22 protein-coding genes are annotated in these 17,712 nt (G+C 72.9%); 5 read left to right on the forward strand and 17 right to left on the reverse strand.

Annotated elements, in window-relative coordinates; translation table 11 throughout:
- Positions 1-757 precede the first annotated feature (757 nt).
- The 14 genes from ABD879_RS27680 to ABD879_RS27745 form a co-directional block, all read right to left on the reverse strand.
- A complete protein-coding gene (locus tag ABD879_RS27680) occupies positions 758-1,276 on the reverse strand; it encodes a hypothetical protein (RefSeq protein WP_345024585.1) in 519 nt (172 codons plus the stop codon).
- 138 nt (positions 1,277-1,414) lie between these two features.
- Positions 1,415-1,660 (reverse strand): hypothetical protein, encoded by a 246-nt coding sequence (locus tag ABD879_RS27685; protein ID WP_345024586.1) that lies wholly within the window; start codon positions 1,658-1,660, stop codon positions 1,415-1,417.
- Positions 1,657-2,403: an NUDIX domain-containing protein gene (locus ABD879_RS27690; RefSeq protein WP_345024587.1), complete on the reverse strand. Its 747-nt coding sequence runs from the start codon at positions 2,401-2,403 to the stop codon at positions 1,657-1,659. Before ABD879_RS27690 ends, ABD879_RS27685 begins: the two co-directional genes overlap by 4 nt.
- Positions 2,400-2,546: a hypothetical protein gene (locus tag ABD879_RS27695; protein ID WP_345024588.1), complete on the reverse strand. Its 147-nt coding sequence runs from the start codon at positions 2,544-2,546 to the stop codon at positions 2,400-2,402. The genes ABD879_RS27690 and ABD879_RS27695 overlap by 4 nt, the downstream gene beginning before the upstream one ends.
- A 200-nt stretch (positions 2,547-2,746) precedes the next feature.
- Entirely contained in the window at positions 2,747-4,219 is a 1,473-nt protein-coding gene (locus ABD879_RS27700; RefSeq protein ID WP_345024589.1) for a hypothetical protein, read from the reverse strand.
- On the reverse strand, positions 4,216-5,166 hold the full coding sequence (locus ABD879_RS27705) for a hypothetical protein (protein ID WP_345024590.1): 951 nt from the start codon (positions 5,164-5,166) through the stop codon (positions 4,216-4,218). Before ABD879_RS27705 ends, ABD879_RS27700 begins: the two co-directional genes overlap by 4 nt.
- Before the next feature lie 20 nt (positions 5,167-5,186).
- Positions 5,187-5,642, reverse strand: coding sequence for a hypothetical protein (locus ABD879_RS27710; protein WP_345024591.1), 456 nt, complete (start codon positions 5,640-5,642; stop codon positions 5,187-5,189).
- A gap of 42 nt (positions 5,643-5,684) precedes the next feature.
- Positions 5,685-7,553, reverse strand: a complete 1,869-nt coding sequence (locus tag ABD879_RS27715) for a hypothetical protein (protein WP_345024592.1) — start codon at positions 7,551-7,553, stop codon at positions 5,685-5,687.
- A 126-nt stretch (positions 7,554-7,679) separates the two neighbouring features.
- Positions 7,680-7,943 carry a hypothetical protein gene (locus ABD879_RS27720; protein WP_345024593.1) on the reverse strand — a complete coding sequence of 88 codons (264 nt, stop codon included), beginning with the start codon at positions 7,941-7,943 and terminating at the stop codon, positions 7,680-7,682.
- On the reverse strand, positions 7,940-8,419 hold the full coding sequence (locus ABD879_RS27725) for a hypothetical protein (protein ID WP_345024594.1): 480 nt from the start codon (positions 8,417-8,419) through the stop codon (positions 7,940-7,942). The genes ABD879_RS27720 and ABD879_RS27725 overlap by 4 nt, the downstream gene beginning before the upstream one ends.
- Positions 8,420-8,513: 94 nt before the next feature.
- Positions 8,514-8,801 (reverse strand): hypothetical protein, encoded by a 288-nt coding sequence (locus tag ABD879_RS27730; RefSeq protein ID WP_345024595.1) that lies wholly within the window; start codon positions 8,799-8,801, stop codon positions 8,514-8,516.
- Positions 8,801-10,084 carry a DUF2637 domain-containing protein gene (locus tag ABD879_RS27735; protein ID WP_345024597.1) on the reverse strand — a complete coding sequence of 428 codons (1,284 nt, stop codon included), beginning with the start codon at positions 10,082-10,084 and terminating at the stop codon, positions 8,801-8,803. Before ABD879_RS27735 ends, ABD879_RS27730 begins: the two co-directional genes overlap by 1 nt.
- Positions 10,081-10,587, reverse strand: a complete 507-nt coding sequence (locus ABD879_RS27740) for a hypothetical protein (protein ID WP_345024598.1) — start codon at positions 10,585-10,587, stop codon at positions 10,081-10,083. Before ABD879_RS27740 ends, ABD879_RS27735 begins: the two co-directional genes overlap by 4 nt.
- Positions 10,584-10,814 carry a hypothetical protein gene (locus tag ABD879_RS27745; RefSeq protein ID WP_345024599.1) on the reverse strand — a complete coding sequence of 77 codons (231 nt, stop codon included), beginning with the start codon at positions 10,812-10,814 and terminating at the stop codon, positions 10,584-10,586. Before ABD879_RS27745 ends, ABD879_RS27740 begins: the two co-directional genes overlap by 4 nt.
- A 194-nt stretch (positions 10,815-11,008) precedes the next feature.
- Here ABD879_RS27745 and ABD879_RS27750 point away from each other — a divergent pair, with 194 nt between their 5' ends.
- The 3 genes from ABD879_RS27750 (at position 11,009) to ABD879_RS27760 (ending at position 13,814) form a co-directional block, all read left to right on the forward strand.
- On the forward strand, positions 11,009-11,875 hold the full coding sequence (locus tag ABD879_RS27750; protein WP_345024600.1) for an HD domain-containing protein: 867 nt from the start codon (positions 11,009-11,011) through the stop codon (positions 11,873-11,875).
- A 182-nt stretch (positions 11,876-12,057) separates the two neighbouring features.
- Positions 12,058-13,128 (forward strand): hypothetical protein, encoded by a 1,071-nt coding sequence (locus ABD879_RS27755; RefSeq protein ID WP_345024602.1) that lies wholly within the window; start codon positions 12,058-12,060, stop codon positions 13,126-13,128.
- A gap of 320 nt (positions 13,129-13,448) precedes the next feature.
- On the forward strand, positions 13,449-13,814 hold the full coding sequence (locus ABD879_RS27760; RefSeq protein WP_345024603.1) for a hypothetical protein: 366 nt from the start codon (positions 13,449-13,451) through the stop codon (positions 13,812-13,814).
- Between the two features lie 286 nt (positions 13,815-14,100).
- Here ABD879_RS27760 and ABD879_RS27765 read toward each other — a convergent pair whose 3' ends face one another.
- Together ABD879_RS27765 and ABD879_RS27770 are read right to left on the reverse strand one after the other, a co-directional pair.
- A complete protein-coding gene (locus tag ABD879_RS27765; RefSeq protein ID WP_345024605.1) occupies positions 14,101-14,331 on the reverse strand; it encodes a hypothetical protein in 231 nt (76 codons plus the stop codon).
- Positions 14,331-15,164: a ParA family protein gene (locus ABD879_RS27770; protein WP_345024606.1), complete on the reverse strand. Its 834-nt coding sequence runs from the start codon at positions 15,162-15,164 to the stop codon at positions 14,331-14,333. The genes ABD879_RS27765 and ABD879_RS27770 overlap by 1 nt, the downstream gene beginning before the upstream one ends.
- A gap of 700 nt (positions 15,165-15,864) precedes the next feature.
- Here ABD879_RS27770 and ABD879_RS27775 point away from each other — a divergent pair.
- Positions 15,865-16,314 (forward strand): hypothetical protein, encoded by a 450-nt coding sequence (locus ABD879_RS27775; protein ID WP_345024607.1) that lies wholly within the window; start codon positions 15,865-15,867, stop codon positions 16,312-16,314.
- A gap of 98 nt (positions 16,315-16,412) precedes the next feature.
- On the forward strand, positions 16,413-16,709 hold the full coding sequence (locus ABD879_RS27780) for a 3'-5' exonuclease (RefSeq protein ID WP_345024609.1): 297 nt from the start codon (positions 16,413-16,415) through the stop codon (positions 16,707-16,709).
- Positions 16,710-16,930: 221 nt separating this feature from the next.
- Here ABD879_RS27780 and ABD879_RS27785 read toward each other — a convergent pair whose 3' ends face one another.
- Positions 16,931-17,167, reverse strand: a complete 237-nt coding sequence (locus ABD879_RS27785) for a hypothetical protein (protein WP_345024608.1) — start codon at positions 17,165-17,167, stop codon at positions 16,931-16,933.
- Positions 17,168-17,712: the final 545 nt, after the last annotated feature.

Consider the following 17,712-nt stretch of genomic DNA (forward strand, 5'->3'; position numbering starts at 1 on the left):
AGGAGTTTCTCTACGTGGTCAAGGGCGTCCGCTGCGCGGCCGCCAGGACGGTCGGCGGCCGCCGGGCGTGCGGCCTCTTCGGGCCGGTTCCGGCGGCCGCCGACCGTGTGCGCCTTACGTCTTGTGAAGGCCACACGCAGCGATGTCTACGTCTACGGCTCCCGCGCGCGCCTGCACATTCGGGGCGTGACCAGGCCATAGACGTAGACGTAGACGATCGGGAAGTCGCTGCGTTCGCCGCTGGCCCCCTACTCGCGTAGGCCCCCCGGTAGGCCCCCGGGTAGGCCCGGTACAGCCGGTGAAGCTCGGGGCGCGTGGCTGGGGGCGGTGGGGCCGGTGGCCGCCTGTCTCGTGGGGAGCAAGATATGCGATCAGACGTCTGATCGCCCGGCCGAGGGCTCGGCCGGCCCCCCGCGGTCGGCGGGGGTCGCTCCGCTGGGGACGGCGGTTGAGCGCCCACGCCGCAGGATCGCCGGTAGCAAGATGTAGGAGTGGGTGCCACTCGCGGCCGCCGGAGAGGCGCGGAGAGGTCATCCGGAGAGCGACGGAGAGTCGGTTAAGCGTCGTGAACCAGGGGGCTCCGCCGCCCCCTGGACCCCCGCGCCCCGGGACGGCCGGACGCCCGCGGCTGTGGTCCCGGATGCAGGCCCGTACGGGCGTCCGACCGCCCCGGCACGGAGCGCCACGCGCACGCGCCCAGGCACAGCAGCGGGCCCTCAGATGTGTGTCTGAGGGCCCGCTGAGGACGCGCAGGGACTCAGGCCTGGCGAGGGGCGATCTGATCGGCGAGCGCGGCGAGCCGCACCGCCTCAGGGGCGGGGTGGGACAGCAGTGCGGGCTGGACCGCCCGGCGGAGCCGGTCGGCGATCTCCTCCAGGGTCTCGCGCGAGGGCAGCAGCCGCTCGGACCGCTCCCGGATGCGCGCGGGGGCGTCCCAGTCCGGCAGGGCCGCGGCGGCGATCCGCCGGGCGAGCTCGACCACGCGCGCCGACAATGCCTCCAGCTCGGCCTCCAGCTCGTCGGCGGCCAGACGGTGCTGCTCGGCCTGCCGGGCCAGCACCCTGAGGTGACACAGCAGCTCCGCCAGCAGGTCGATGTCGCGGCAGCAGCGGTCGGCGTCGGACAGCGTGGGGTCAACCGCCACAGCGGCGGTGACGATGTCGACGGCCTCCCGACTGCGCTCCCGGGCCCGCTGGATCAGTGGCACCTCGCTGTCAGGCAGCGAGGCCTCGGCCCGACGCAGCTCCGCCAGCAGGTCGATGTCGCGGCTGATCATCGCATTCCAATCTGGCTCTGAGGTTCTGAGGTTCTGAGGTTCTCTGAGGTGGGGGCCTGGCCGCCGCCAGTGACAACCCGCGGCGGCCAGGCGCGGTGCGAGGGGCAGCGGGCGGGGGTCAGCGGGCGGGCGAGCCGGTCACCGCCGCCCGCCGGGGCAGCTGCCGCTGCCGCCGCAGATGCGGCACCGCTTGTTGGAGGCGCCGATGCGGCCGCTGCCGCCGCAGTAGTGGCAGGCGCCGGCGCCCAGGATGACCTGGCGGGCGATACGCGAGATGATCTCCATGGATCTCCTCCTGGTCTGGTCAGGTGGGTGATCAGCGGCCACCAGCAGGGCCTCCACCAGCCGCGCCCCGTCCGAGGTGGGCATGCGCACGTCGATCACGACGCCTCCCCGGCGCTGTGGTGCGGGCAGGGCTCGGACTCCACCGGGTAGCCGCACACGCCCAGCTCGGTGCCGGGGGCAGGCACGCCGCACACCCAGCCGCCGGGGGCGGGGTCGGCGGTCCACACCTGCGGGCCGGGGTCGCCGTCGGCCAGGTGCTGCTGGAGCATGGCGACGTGGGCGGTGAACACGCGGCCGCCATAGGCGTCGGCCAGGTGGTCGGCCAGCGCCTCGTAGGTGTCGGCGTGCACCCAGGCGGCGCGGGCGGCGTCATCGCCACCGGCGACCTGAGGGAACTCCTCGCCTTTGAGAACGCCCAGGTCGACCGTGCAGAGCACGGTGACCATCCACGCTTCATCGGTGGCGCGCGGGTCCGGGACGTACCTCGGCTCGGTGACGGTCCAGTCCGCGTCGGGCAGGGACAGGCCGGTCTCTTCGGCCAGCTCGCGGATGGCGGCGGCCAGAGCGGTCTCGCCGGGGTCCACATGGCCTCCGGGGATCGCCCAGCCGTGCCCGTCGCGGCGTTCGACCATGACGATCCAGCGGCGGCCGGTGCGGTCGAGAGCCGTCACCAGGGCGTCGGCGGCCAGCGCCTCACCCCAGTGCCACAGTTCGCCGCGGCCGCGGCGGCCGGTGCGCTCCACCGGGTTGACCGGACGGCCGTCGATCACCTCGAACGGGATCGCCGCGGCGGCCTGGCGCGAGGGCCAGTCGATCCGGGTCGGGTCGGTCTCGGGGGTCACCGGCCACCCCCGTGGGAGCAGCGGCCGGAGCCGTTGCAGGCCGAGCAGGTGCGGCCGCCGGGCAGCTGGCCGCCGCCGCCGCACGTGCTGCATCCGCCGCACTGGTGGGCACCGCTGATCGCGGGGTGCGCGATGATGTTCACGGGTCTGCCTCCTGGGCTGTCAGGTGGTGGATCAAGGGCCCTGCGCGTGTTCGGAGCACGCGCGGGGTCCGCCCTTGTTGGCGGGCCCGGGCCCTGGTGGGCCGGTCGTCTGTGCGGGGCTGGTCTCCTTCCTGTCGCCGGGGGTCCTGGCGGCCCGTGAGGCGCCCCGCCGGGTGAGGTAGGGGCGCCCGGACGCGCCGTCAGGAGGTGGGGGTGGCGTACAGGCCGTGTCCGGCGCGGACGACGTCGCCGCTGTCGACTAGGCCCCCCAGGGTGTTGCGGACGCTGCCGAGGCTGACCTGCTTGCCGCCGTCGGCCAGGACGCCGGCGAGGATGTCGTCAGCGGTCATGGGCGCCTGAGCGTTCCGCAGGACGTCGATGATGCGGTCGTCCAGCAGGCGCCCCTTGGTGGGCGCCGGGGCGGGGGCCTCGTCCCGCACGAACTGCGTGGGCGCGACCGGGTCGGATGTGTGTTCGCTGGCGAGCTGGGCGCACAGCGTGGCCATGGCGTGGGGGTCGTGGCGGTATTCGTAGGCACGGCCAGCTGCTTCCCACGACGCCGCTTCGAGACGGGCGGGTTCGTCGTCCCCGTACAGCGCGAGGATCTCGGGGTCCAGGCCGGGCGTCGGCTCGATGGCGCCGACGCGGTAGTGCCGCATCAGCGAGGTGGGGTGCTGGCTGGACAGGACGTAGGCCATGCCCTGCGTGCCGCCCGCCTCCTCATCGTCGTCGTCGGCTTCGTCGAACTGGCTGACCAGCGTTGCCTGCTGCAACGTCTTGGGGATCGGCATGAGCTGTGCCCCGGCGGGCAGCAGCCCGTCGGCCACGAGCTGCCGCATCATGGACGAGCTCCAGCGCAGCAGCGTGACCTCGCCCTCCTTCAACATCGCCCTCAGCGTGTCGCTGCCGCCGAGTTCTTCCAGGTGGCTGGCTTGGGCGGCCAGGCGGATGCCGACGCCGACGCTTCGGCCGGTGCGGCCCAGCTCGCGGATCAGGTAGGTCGCGCGGTCCCGGTAGGGGGCGCCCTTCTCCAGCAGCCGGTTCGCTTCGTCCACGGTGACGTGCAGGAGCGGGTCGGGGTGCCAGGGCAGGAACGCGGTGCGGCCCAGCCGGGCGTAGCGGATCATCCGCTCCTTGGCGACCCCGACGGCCCCCTCCAGCATCAGGATCGTCTCTTCTGCGGTGGTGCCGAACCAGTCCACGGCGCCGCGCGCCTCGGGGACGCTCTGGCCGTGCTTGAGGTCGGCCACCCAGGACACAACGCCGTTGATCTTCTCGGCGATCAGCTCCAGGTGGACCGTCCGGGACTTGCCGGAGCCCGTGGTGCCGAACAGCAGGAACCTTTGTGCGCTTCCGGTGCGCGGGTCGAACAGGCGGCGGCGGACGGGGCGGCCGTTGTGGTAGCGGCCGACGGTGATGCGGCCGTGCCGGTCCATCACCAGGTCCGTGCGGGTGACCCCGCGGATTTCGGCGAGCGGGTTGGCCGGGTAGATGGTGACGATCGCGCGGCGCAGTCCGTCGGTTTCGACGGCGACGCGCGTCGGGTCGTCCACGCCGAGCGCACTGCACAGCCGCGCCATGTCGTACTGGATGACCTTGCCCGGCGGGACCTCCAGCATCAGTTCCACCACCTGGCCGGATGCCTGGCCGGACGGGGCGAGCATCGTCGTCACGCGTCACTCTCCTTGATCATCGAGACACCGGCGTCAGCGGTGTCGGTGTCGGTGCGGGGGGTGCCGACCCGGATGTCGGTCAGCACGGCGTCGGGCATCGCCAAGGGCGCGATGCGCTCGGCCCACACGGTGGTGGGGTCGGCCGCCGCCGGGTCGGCGGTGCCGATCGTCAGCCGCCGCACGCCCGCCCCCCGCCCAGGGACGGGCTTGATGCTGATCTCGTCTTCCGGGATGTCCATCAAGGCGGACAGGCGGCGGATGGAGATCTCGGGGACCGGCTCGCCGTCCGTGGTGGCGCGGATGATCGCGGTCATCCCGCGCTCGCCGGTCCGCTCGATGCCCTCCAGGACGGTGCCGGCGGCGGGGCCGCCCTCGCGAGCGGCACGCTCGGCCCACCACCGCGCGGCCGGGTGCGCATCGATGTGCGCGGCCGGGACGACCTCGGGGGCCGGTGGGGGCGGCGCGGTGGCCATGCGGCGGGCCACCCTCGCCGGCCGCAGCAGCCACGTGCCCGCCGCCCACACCGCGACCGCCAGGATCTGCAAGGGCCGCGTGCCGCCCCACCAAACGGCCTCAGCGGCGATCCGCTCGCCGATCAGCAGCGCCGACAGGGTCACGCCCGGCACCGCGTACAGCACGGTCGCGGTGGCCTTCTGGTGGCCCGAGTGCGGCATCTGCAGGCGCAGGATGCCCGCCCCGGCGGCGGTGACGACCGCCGTGCCGAGCAACGCGACGGGCAGGGCGCCGGGCGCGGCCACCACGGCGCCGGCGGCCACCGCCCCGGCCACCGTCGCCACTCGCCCGGTGCAGCTGCGCACCACGTCCACACGGCGGCGCATCTGCCCCCAGGCACCCGCCACCTGAGGGGACACCTGCACGGTCACAGTCGCCGACGTCGTCTGCCGGGCGCCGGACTGGGCGCCGGGCACAGGGCCGGAGGCGGCCATCACACTCATCTCCTCTCAGATCAGCGGTTGCTGTAGAACTCGGCCTCGGCCATCGGCACGCTCATCGACTGGGCGGCGTCGGCGACCGTCCCGTAGTCGGTGACGTGCTCGTTGGCGGTGTGGCCGAACAGGGTCGACAGGTCCTCCAGCGAGCTGGCCATCGCTTCGGCGGCCTCCAGCACCGACCGCATGACCGCGGCGGCCTCGTGGTGCTCGGCGACGGTGTCGGCGTCCACCGCCAGGCCCGCCATCTGGTCCGCCAGGCGGTCAACGCCGCGGGCGCACCGCTCGACGTAGCGGTAGGTGGACCGGACCGACTCCGACAGCCCCGCCAGCCGGAACCCGGCGACCGCCAGCTCGGTCACCACAGCGACGTAGGTGACCGCGTCGGCGATCACACCGCCCGCCGCCACCAGTGCCCCGCCCGGCTCGCCGCCGGACTCGCCGGACTGGGGGGTGTGTTCCAGATCTGCCATGACGTCCTCCTGCAAGTGGTGGTTTCTGCTGCCGGGGTCCGGCTAATCGGTGTGGTATTCGCGTTCGGCGGGGCGGATGTGGCCGGCGTCGCGCACGGCGTCGGCCAGCGGCCGGTGCCGGGACTCGGCGTTGCTGCCCGCCGTGGCGATCGCCTCCGAGGCCGCCGGGAGCTGCTCGGCGATCGCCTCGGCCCGCGCTTTGACGGTGCCGGTCTTGTCCATCAGCAGCAGCACCAGGCCCTCCAGCGCGCCCGGCACTTTGAGGTCCACCACCTTGGCGTGCAGCGCCTCCAGCTTGGTCATCAGCCGGTCGCAGCCCTCGGCCGTGGCCAGGGCCTCGGCGACGCCCTCGCCGATCTGCGTGGCCATGTCGGCGTCCGCTTCGATGACGTCAAAGATCGTCAGGTCGGCGTCCCGGTACTGGGTGGACGGCTTGGGCATCGGCGTGCTCACGGTGGTGGTCTCTCCTGCCTTCGTCGTGGGCTTCGTCGTGGGCTTCGTCGTGGCCTGCGGTGCTGCCTGCGGTGCGGGCGGCAGCTCCGGGCGCGGCGCCGCCACGGCCGGGCGCTCGGGCTCGGGCCGGTCCGGCTGAGGCGGGACGGTCCAGTACTCCTCAGGCGCGGGCTCGGCCCACACCCGCGGCGGCTCCGCCCCCGGCGGCGGCCGCATCTCTTCCCACCCCCGCGGCGGAGGCGGGGGCGGCTGGCGCCGTTCCTGCCGCTCCCAAGCCCTGCCCGCCTTGGTCCCGTCCGCCTTGGTCCCGTCCGCCTTGGGCGGGGTGGCCTTGCCGTGGCCTTTCGACGCGGCCTTGTCTCCGCCGCGTCCCTTCTCGCCGGTGCTCTTGCCGCCGTCCTTCGCGTCGCCGTCCTTCGCGTCGCCGTCCTGGGCTCTGGCGGCCTTCCACGCGGACCGCGCGGCCTTCCACGCGGCCCACTTCCCGCCGTGGTGCTGCGAGCCGGTGCCCTTGGACGCGGCGCCGTCGCTGCCCGTGCTGCCGCTCTTGGAGCTGCTGCCCTTCGCCCCGTCCTTGGAGCTGGCGCCCTTGGAGCCGCTGCCCTTGGAGTCGCCCCCCGTCTTCGAGCCGCCCCCGGTCTTGGAGCCGCCACTCTTGCCGTCGGCGCCCTTGGCACCGGCGGCCCCCTTCGAGCCACTGGTGCCCTTGGACGCGGCGCCCCCCTTGGAACCGGCCCCGGTGGCGCCCTTGCTGCCGGTGGTCTTGCTGCCGGTGCCGCCCGTGCCGCTCTTACTGCTGCCGCCCCCCAGCAGCGACCCGCCGGCGCCCTTCGTGCCGCCCGTGCCGCTCTTGGCACCGGTGGACCCGGCGCCCTTGGAGCCGCCGCCGCTGCGTCCGCCGCCGCTGCTCTTGCCGCCTCCGCCCAGCGAGCCGCCACTCTTGGAGCCGCCGCCGCTGGTCCCGGTGGTCTTGGTCGTTTTGGTGGTCTGGGACGAGCCGCCGGCGTTCTTGGCGGCCTGCTTGTCCGCGCGGGCGCGGGCCTCGTCTGCCAGGGCCTGGCGGTGCCGGGCGCGGTGCCACATCCCCTGTGCGGCGGCGACGCCCAGCGCGGTCGCCAGCGCCATGCCGGTGGCCAGCGTGTCGCGCGCGCTGGGGTTGTCGGGGTCCTCGGGGTGGGGGCCGGTGTAGGCGCCGTCGGTGTCGTCCTCCCCTTGGGGGGCGACGAAGGCGGGCATCGTCAGGTGCAGCGGCGGCGCCATGTCCGGGGCGGCGGGCAGCTGCGGCACGGCACCGGCCGGGCCCGTCGTCTCCCCGCCACGCTCCCCGTCGCGCTCGCCGTCATCGGCGGATTCCTCCGGCGCCCTCTCCGGCGGGTCGCTCTCCGGCGGTGGAGGCAGCACGACTCGGGGGAAGGGCACGACCCGCCCCTCGGTGCCGCCGTCGTCGTTGGTGCTCACGGTTTCCCTCCCCATCTGGGGTTGACTGTCAGTGACCGGATCGGGCATCCTCGCGCGCGCGCGTCGCGCGCGCGCCTTGGGCGCCCTCGGGGGCCGCAGGCGCCCGCCACATGAACATGAAGATGTTCACGATGCGTGACCGCCGGTCTCGGCGCGCTCGATCCGCTCGGCCCACTCGCTGAGCATCTGCGCCAGCTCGTACATCACCGGCCGGCCGTCGCTTTCGGCGCGGAGCGCGGCGGCCCGCGCCCGGTCGAACGCGATGGCGGCCAGCTCGGCGGAGTCGGCCGCCTTGTTGTAGCGCTCCTGCCAGAACGCGGCCATGTTCCGCCGCCGCCGCAGTTCGGGGTTCTGGCGCCGCCTGCTCTTGGCGCTGACCTTGGCGCTCATGCCGAGTGGTCCTTGCGGATCATGTCCAGGAAGCCGTCAGCGGCGCCGTCCTGCCCGGCCGCCGCGCCGGACGCCGGGCCGGGCTGCGTGCGGCGGCCGAACTGCCCCGACCCCAGCACCGGCGCCTGCTGGCCCTGCGGCAGCTCCTTGGCCTGCTTGGCGGCCAGGCGGCGGGCGGGGATCTCGTGGCGGCCCTTGCGGTAGCGGGCCTCCAGGCGGAACGTCAGCGCGGCGGCCTTCTCCAGGTGCTCCTGGATGTCGGCCAGCGGGCCCTTCACCCACTTGGCGCGCCACCAGGCCTCGAACGTCGAGTAGCCCTCCGGCGGGTTCTCATCCCACATCGCCTCGGCATCACGCCGGATCCGCGCGACGTAGTCGGCGTGGGAGGCCAGCACCTGGCGGAGCTGGGCGCTGAACGCCTGCACCATCTCCGGCCGGTCCAGCATCTCCCCAGACCACTGCGGGGCCGTCGTCATCAGATCTCCTTCACTGGTGTGCTTGCAGGTCACCGCCGCGTCTGGCGGCCGATGAAGCGCACCCCGGGGGGGCGGGGTGCGCTCGGACCGGCCGTCAGCCCGCCTCCCGCAGCCCGCCGGCCAGGTCGTCCCACAGCGGCAGCTGGCCCGCGCACGTCGCGCACGGCTCCCAGGGCCGCCGGTCGTGCGCGCGCCGGTCGCGGCACTGCCGGAACACGGGCACACGCGGCAGGGTCGAGATGTGGGAGTCCAGGTCGTACTGGGCGATGCGGCGGGACGCGTGCGCCTCGCCGACCTGGCCGCAGGTGCAGCGCATCCGGTAGGTGGCGCCGTAGTCGTCGGCTCCGCGCTCGATGCGGGGCCGGTGCCGGACGGCGGCCATCACCGCTCACCTCGCAGGGCCTGGCGGTGCCGCTTGACGGTCGCGGGGCTCATCCGCAGCGCCTTGGCGATCTGGCCGATGGTCGCGTCCGGGTGCTCGGCCATGTACTCGGCCACACGGGCGCGGGACCGCTGCCCCCGGGACCGGCGCGCACCGGCCGCCTTGAGCCGGTCCTCCTCGGCCAGACCGCGTTCGCGCTGGTCATCTGAGATTTGAGCCAGCTCACCGGCGGCCCGAGAACCGCCCTCGGGGCCGCCGCCGCCCGGGGCCGGCCGGTGGCTCGATGAGCCCCCGGCCGGGGGCTCATCGAGCCACTGCGCCAGCGCCTCATCCGACAGGTCCAGCCCGAACAGCGCCAGCACCGCCTCCTGGTCCGGGGCCGTCCTCCGGTCGGGGGCGGTCGGCTCGGACGCCGGGCGCACCGACCCCTCGGCGATGGTCAGCCCGCCGGCCTTGGCGGCCTTGCGCGCGGCCCGCTGCTCACGCGCCAGGATCACCCGGGCGGTACGCCGCTCCCGGCGCGTGGACTCGGGACCGACGCCGTACCGGTCCACCCACGCCGCCCGCCACGCCTCCTCGGCGGTGATGTCCCGCGCGGCCGCCAGCGCCGCCGCCTGCATGCTCAGCCGCGGGTACCGCACCCGGCGGATCAGCGCCCGCCGGATCTCCGCCGCGCCCCGCCCGCTGCGCGCCTTGCGCTCCTTGTGCTTGCGCAGCGCGGTCGTCAGCTCCAGCAGCACGATGCTCAGCAGGCTGGTCAGCCCGAGCGCCACACCGATCTCAGCGCTGCCGTCCTTGCCGGTGGAGCCGTGCCAGAAGTTCATCCCGGCCGCCACACCGGCCAGCGTCCAGGTCAGCGCCCGGTACCGGCCCGCCGGCAGCCCCTCGGCCACCGCCCGGTGCGTCAGGAACGCGCTGTAGAGCACGCTGCCCTCGATCGCCACCGGCAGCAACGGGGACATCAGCCCCAGCTTCATCTTCTCCAGCGCGAACTCCAGCTGCCCGCGCCAGGCGATCAACGCCGGGGAACCCACCGCCACCGTCGGCAACGCCAGGTCACCGTGCCGCCGGACGGCCTGGGCGAACTCCTGACGGCGCTCACGAGCGGCCTGCCGCCGCTCCTGGCGGTCCTGGCGCTGGCGCTCGGCTTCCTTGTCGGCCAGCTTGCTCTGGGTTTCCGCCCGGATCGCCTCTGCCTCGGCCCGCTTCCTCTCGGCCTCGGCCTTGTCCACGTCGGCGGCCGCGCGAGCGGTGATCCGCTCGGACCTGACATCCCAGCTCATCGGTCACCCTCCCCCCGGCGGCGCCACTGCCACCAGCGGGGCCGGTCCACCAGGACGGTCAGGGCCTCGGAGATGGCACGCAGCTCGGCGACACCCGCCGCGCGGGCCTCGGCCACCTCCGTGCACAGCTCGCTGGCCTCGGTGGTCAGCTCACTGCGCAGCTCGCCGAGGTCCTCGGAGAGGATGCGCTCGGCGTCGGTGACCCGCGCGCCCAGCTCGCCCAGCACCGACGACAGCGTCGCCGTCAGCTCCCGCACCGCCTCGGCGACCTGGCGGATCTCACCGCGCGTCGTCGCGATCTCTGCGGCGACCGCCAGCGTGGCCTGCCCGGACGCGACCTGCGCGTCCCGGATCGCCGTCAGCGGCTTCTCCGGGTCGTGGCCCTCGCCGTGAAGGGACACGTAGGTGGACGCCTCCTTCGCGGCCGCCAGCGCCTCACGCGCCAACTCGACCGCCGACTCCTGCGCGCCGTCCTGGGCGACGCCCTCGGGGATCGTCGTCATGCCGACACCCCCTCGGCGACCTCGCCCGCCGCGTCGTACTCGGCGAACAGGTCGTCCAGAATGTCGGCCGCGGCCTCCCGCCGGGCACGGGCCTCCGCCAGGGTCTCCCCCGGCAGCAGCGCCGCCCACAGACCCGGCGTCATGCGCGACAGCGCCCACGACAGCGGCCGCACATCCGGGGGCATCGCGTACCCCTCGGACCGTGCGGGCGCGATGATGGATCTCACCGGACCGGCTCCTCTCACAACGGACAGGTCTGGTACGCGGCCCCGGCGGCGTTTGGGATGGCGTCGGGGCCGCGTGCTCTCCACCCGACAATCCGACAATCTGACTAGATCGCTTGGATATCGAGCTAGCGCGATGTTAAATCTGCCTAGGCAGGCCAGTCAATAGACCTGCCTAGGCAGATAGGGTGAGGGGCATGGAAGCACTCGATCCGGCCGACAAGCGGCCCGCACACGTCCAGATCTCGGCGAGCATTCGCGCCGCGATCATCACCGGCGAGCTCGCCCCTGGGGCGCAGCTGCCCAGTTCGCATGAGCTGGCCAAGCAGTTCGGGGTCGCCCGGATGACCGTGCAGCACGCCATCCGGACTCTGAAGGACGAGGGATGGCTGGACAGTCGTGTGGGCTCCGGGGTGTACGTGCGGGATCAAGCTCGACTGCCCACCCCGACGGGCACCACGCACCCCCTGGCCGGTGCGGCAGCGTTCTTGCACGAAATGGGCCACCTGAAGCAGCTCCCCCGGGCGGGCTGGTTGCTCTTGCGCATCGCCACCCCGGAGAGTGTCGCCGAGCACACCGCCCGTGTCGGACTCGTAGGCATCGTGCTCGCAGCCCTAGAGGGTGCCGACGTCGGACACACGGCAGCCCTGTGTCTACTGCACGACAGCCACGAGACGCGCATCGGTGACGTCCCCAGCGTGGGACGTGCCTACGTGCGCACTGCTACTCCGGAGGCTGTCACCGCTCACCAGACCGCAGGCATGCCCGACGAAGTCGCGAGAGTCATCCAAGATCTCGTCGCCGAGTACGAGGCCGCCGAGACGCTGGAAGCCCGCGTGGCCCGAGACGCCGACAAGATCGAAACGCTCCTTCAAGCGAAGGAATACCAGGCGCAGGGACACCCGACTCAACCATGGCAAGACACCTCACTCGCGGCACTGCGCACTGACTCCGGCAAACGGCTCGCCCAGGCCATCACCGCTGGCGACCCAAACGATTGGTGGTCCCTGTTCGCCGCGAACTACCACGAGCTACGCGCTGCAACACGTGGCGGGCGGTCCTAATCGAGCGCGCGGCGTCCCCAGCGCGGCCGCATCCACGGACTACCGTCCCTGACAAGCAAGGGGCCGGGAGTGTGCAGCTCCCGGCCCTGAAGATCCTTCCTCGTGCCAGAAAGAAAGGACGTCTCGATGACGAGAGTACCTAGTCGCGCCAACAGCACCCGTCACCCGGTGGGGGGTGCGCGGTGAAGATTCGACGTGCGCGCCCCAGTGTCGAGTGGACCCAGATCCCGAACGTGGTGGCCCGCGACTACCGATTGTCCTGGCGGGCGCGCGGGTTGCTCTTGGAGCTGCTGAGCTACCCGCCGGGCTGGGAGACCACGATCGATGAGCTGGTGAAGCGCGCCCAGCGTCAGGCCGCAGAGGTCGGCGGGCGTGTGGAGGGGCGCGACGCGATGCGCGCCGCCGCGCGGGAACTGAAGCGCGCCGGGTACCTGGTGGTCACCAAGAGCCAGGACCAGCGTGGGCGCTGGCGGACCGACGTCGAGGTGACGGACGCGCCCATGTGGGACCTGCTGTCCGGCACCGACGACGGGTTTTCAGTCGTCGGTGCCACCAGCACCGAACACGACGTTTCCGCAGGTCGCACCGACGACGGGTTTCCAGCCGTCGGTTCTCCAGCCGTCGGTTCTCCAGGCGTCTCTAAGAAGAAGGAGAGAAAGAAAGAGACTCCTCCTCCTAGCGCGCACAGAGACGCTGAGGTGACTGGAGCGTCTGGGGTGCCCGCCCAGAACGAGCAGGAGGAGGAAGATCCTTCCCAGAATGAGGGAGGGGCGGATGCCCTGGAGCTAGTAGATGCTGCTGCGGCGACTTGGGAGGGGCATCGGTCACCCACCCCGACGGAGCGCGCCACACTGGCGCAGAGGGTCGCAGAGGCCCTGCGGCAGGGTGCAGCCCCGGACGCGATCCAATACGTGCTCTCGCACGATCTGGGCCCCGGACAAGCACGATCTGCGGTGGCAGTGGTGATGTCCCGCACCGCACAGCCGGGATGGTGGGCTGCCACGGTGCCGCTCAAGGTCGCCCAGAAGACCTCCGTGCCGATGCCGCCGTGGTGCGGCAGGTGCGAATCTCCCCACTACCGGTGGGTGTACGACTCCGAGGGACGCCCTGGCCGGTGCCCGAACTGCAACCCGCACGCCGACCCCGTTACTAAGCCCGCCGGCCAAGATGCCGAAGCGGCCGCCGCGCTTGGTGGCGTGGTCTCCGGGCTAGAGGAGTTCCGGCGCCGCAAGGAAGCGCTCAAGCGCGCCTGATCAGCCCCCGGTGACGCCGAGTCCGGCGAAGAAGCCCGGTCCCCTTACGTCGTAAAGGTGTCCGCCGACGGTTGAGCGAATCGCGCGGTGACCTCGCCGGAGTCCTTATAGGACTCCGGCGAACGCCCGCGCACCGCCGGTGCCCTGCGCTGCCGTCCGGCGTACCGGCTGTAGCGCCAGCCGATCCGAGCCCGCGCCGCCCACGCCGTCGCGGGCGCCAGAGGAGAAGACGTCCCAGACTCAGCGCTCACGCCTGGCATGCATGCGTCTCTGCGTGTCGGCGGGGCGGGCGTGGGGCGTCCCGCCGGAGGGAGAGAGCCATGCCGAGGGACAGCCGGGCCCTGACCCGCGCGGCACGCGCCCGCGCCGAGCTGCACGAGATCAGCTACACCCGGGCCCGGGAGGTAGAGCTGGCGATCCACGCGCGCATGACGGCCACGGGCGAGACCTACGCCGACGCCGAGGACGCCATCATCGGGCCCGCCCCCACCGTCTGCCCTGCGTGCGGGACGGCCCGCCTCTGCCCCGAGTGCCCCGGGTGCGCGTGCTACACCGGCCGGTGCTCCGGGTGGAGGCACCGCGAGTACCTGGCCGACGACGGCGACGGCCCGGCCGACGACGACGGATGCCCCGAGTGCGGCCTGGGCGGCCAGCACGGCGTGTGCGAGTGCCCCCCGGCCACGTGACCGCACCCGAGACCAGACCGCGGCCGGTACGTCACGGCCGGTACGTCACCCGCGCACGTGACGTACCGGCCGCGTCTACGGGCCTGAGAGCGCCGAGGACGGCGCGGCGAGGGGTACAGGCGGTACAGGCGGGCAGGGGGCGCGTCCGGCGCTCTGTGAGGCGCTGAGCGCGTCTCGGGGCGGGTGTGGCCGTCGCCGCGCTCGGCTCGGCTCTCGGCCGGCCGCGCCACCCGCGTCCGAGGAAGCTTGCAAGCATGCTTGCTTCCTTACTTGCTGTGTGACCAGGTCAGCCCATCCGAGGCGGGTGTTCGGCCAGCCACGCCCGGAGCGCCTCGGTCACGGCGTCCTTGAGCTTGACGTTGTGGACGGCGCAGGCCACCGACAGCTGGCGGCGAACGCTGGAGGGCACGGTGGTGGTGATGGCCACCCACGGCTCCTCGGCCGCCGGCGCCTGGGCGGTGCGGCGGTCGCTGGACAGCAGCTGCTCATCGTCGGCGACGTCGTCGTACTTGGGCATCAGGCCGCCCCTCCCATCAGCATGTCGCTGCGCTTCCTCATCCAGGCGTAGGCGTCGGCGCCCAACGCGGCCATGGCCCGGCCCTCGCTGCCGAGCTCGGACATCGGCTGGGCGTACTCGCTGCCGTTCTTGAGCACGACCAGCTCGGGGAAGCGCACCGGGCACACCGCGTCCGGGCCGATGATGGTGCCGACCTCCTCGGCGCGCTTGTTGTGCAGGTTCAGGCTGGAGCGGAACCGGTTGATGACGAACCCGCCGACCTGCAGATCGGGGTTGAGCACGTCCCGGTCCTCTTGCACCCGCTGCTGCACCCGCTTGGCGGCTTCCACGGCGTCGTACTCCGGCTCCACCGGCACCCACAGCAGGTCCGCCGCGGTCCAGGCGTTGTCGATCAGGTGCGACAGCAGGTTGGGGGGCGTGTCGATGACCACCAGGTCGAAGTCGTCCACCACGCCCGCCAGCGCGGTCAGCAGGCGCCGCGAGCTGGCGGCCTGGCTGGCCGTCAGCGCCAGCAGCTCCAGGTCCAGATGCGCCGGGGCGATGGTGATCCGCTCGGTGTAGATCCCGCCCCACCCCGACTTGACCAGGATGCGCTCCACCTCCCCCTTGGAGGGGCGCTGCAAGATTGCCGCCAGCGAGGCGCCCTTGCGCTCACGAGGGTCTTCGGGGAGTTGTGCCCGCAGCCGGCGGGTCACGTTCGCCTGGGCGTCCATATCGACGACCAAGACGTTGTCGCCCTTCTCGGCGGCCGCCGCCGCGATGAGTTCGATCAGCTTCGACTTGCCTGTCCCGCCCTTGTGGGTGGCGATGGCCCAGTGCGGTGGCGCTGCCACGCTCGCCTCCTGCTCAGCGTCGGTAGTGGAGTCGTACCGGCGGCAGCGTAGCGACCCGCCAAGCAAGCAAGCTTGCAAGCTTGCTTGCTTGCTTGGCGCCCGTGTCTTCCGGCCGGACCGAACCCGCGACTGCCGGAGGCCAGAGCTACGCCCGGTCTCACCGCCAAAACGCGCGCGTGAGTGTGTGCCAAAAATGCCAGAAACCCCCTGTCCGTGGTGTCAGGCTGGCGTGCATGGCGGACGTGGTGGTGGAGCTGGTGGGCGGCCCGTGGGACGGCCACCGCCAGGCGCTGATGACGACGGCGGACCTGGACCGTCCGCGGGGTGAGCTGGGGACGTGGATGCTGCTCGGGAAGCACCCGTGGCCGGCGGATGTGCCGGAGGGGTGTGTGCCGCGGGGCGCTCACGCGCGTGCGCGTTGGGTGTGTCCAGAAAATGCAGAAAACCCCCTGACCTGCCGTCACGCTGGTGGGCGCCGAGTGCGACAGTTGCGAGGCGTCGCACTCGTGCGAGGTGCGAGTTTTGCGCCTTTCGCGCCGTGTCTACGCGCGCGCGTAGACGCGCGTCGAGAAAGTCGAAAAACCCCTGACCAGACCCTGACCGCGACCTGACCAGCCAGGGCCCTCCGGCGACCGCGGGCGGGGTGGCGTGATGTGGCCACATCCCCCGATCAAGGATTTGACAGGCTAGCCTGTCATTCATGAAGTGGAGAGAGTTGGACCGGCCCGAGCGCGAGGCGCTCGAGGATGAGGTCCGGATGCTGGCCCAGGCGTGGGCGGACCGCGTGATGGCCGACCCGCCTGGTCCCGCGCGTCCGTACGACGGGCCGCCGGAGGTGCGGGCCGCCGGGCTGCTGGCGATGATGCGCGCCGCCGACGCGATCGGCGCCGCCGCGCGGTCGGTCATCGACCTGGCGGCCTGGCAGGCCGGACAGACCGGCGCCACGTCCTACGCCGAGCTCGGCGAGGCGGTCGGGATCACCCGGCAGAGCGCGCGTGAACGCTGGCCGGACGCGCTGCCCGCCGACCGGCGCCCCGGCCGCCGCGCCGCCGGGGACGCGCCCGCCTCGCCCGACGCCGTGGCGGCGTTGCGGCGGGCCGCCCTCGGCCAGGACGGGCCGAAGCTCACGCCGCGCGGCTGGACCCGCTGACCGCCCTGGCACGGCACCGGCCCGGGACCTCACCCAGGTCCCGGGCCGGTGCCGTGTCGTGCCGGTGGTGATGCCGCCCCGGGGTCAGCCCCGACCGGCTGTCGTCCGACCGGTACGCCGACGTCATCATCTCCACCGCCCACAAGGCCAAGGGCGCCGAGTGGGACACCGTGAAGATCGGCCGCGACTTCCGCCAGCCCAAAGCCGACGAAACCGGCCGCCCCGGCAAGGTCCCCAAGGGCGAGGCGATGCTCGCCTACGTCGCCGTCACCCGCGCCAAACGCGTCCTGGACCGCGGTGGCCTGGACTGGATCGATGACCAGCTCGCCGGACGCTCGGCGGGCCGCATGCGCGACACCTTCGTCGGACTCGACTCCTACGACAGCGACTGGTGAAAGACCGGGCGCGGGCGCCCTTTCGCGTTACACGGTGGGGCGTGACGCAAAGACGGGACAGCAGGCGGCAGGACAGGAAAGCGTCACTACTCGACTGGTGACGTTTTGTCCTGCTCGTCAGGTCGGGGCCCGCTGAGTGACAACTGTGACCGGTCGCACGCCAAAACGCGCGCACGCGCGAGGGCCTGGCGGTGCCCGGGCGTGCGGGCCGGGCGGCCGGGTCAGGTGTAGGTCAGTCCGCGGTACAGCCAGCGGTTCGCCGGGGCCGGGGCGGGGTCCGGCTCGTATACGGCGCGGGGTGTGCATCCGTCCGGAACGTCGGCCGGCCAGGGGTGGTCGCCCAGCAGCATCCACGTCCCCAGCTCGCCGCGGGGCCGCTGTAGGTCTTCCGTCGTCATGAGGGCCTGGCGGTGCCCGTCCCAGGGCCCGCCGATCAGCTCGACCATCACGTGCGCCATGACGCCAGCGTGACAGCACCGGCGGGGTTTCTGGCGTTTTCGGCGCACACCGGCGCGCACGCCCGGCGCCCCTTCCCTGCTGACTCCTGAAAATTGGCCTTTGCGGAGGTCAGAGGCGCCCGGAGGGGGCGCGGCCCTGAGTGACGACAATGTGCATTGGCAGACATCAGGGCCCCGTGAGCAGCGGTTATCCACAGAACGCGGTTCCTCTACCGGCACGGCCAGGCCGCGCGCCAGCGTGGGGCCCATGACCACCGCGCACACCACCGGGCCGCCCGCACCGCTCACGCCCGGCGCCGAGCTGGCGCGCGTCGCCGTCGCGCTGGCGCTCAGAGGAGTCCCGGTTCATGAAACTCGGGCAGGTCAGACGTACCGGGCCGGATCGCGCGGGGCGTTGCGCAGGCCATCGCGCACCACCTCCCGCGCCCTCGAACGAGTTCCCACCCGGCGGTGGTGGCCACCACAGACCCGCAGGTCATAGCGCCGGATGAGGAGTTTCTCTACGTGGTCAAGGGCGTCCGCTGCGCGGCCGCCAGGACGGTCGG

This window comes from Actinomadura keratinilytica (assembly GCF_039539665.1).
Lineage (GTDB): Bacteria > Actinomycetota > Actinomycetes > Streptosporangiales > Streptosporangiaceae > Spirillospora > Spirillospora keratinilytica.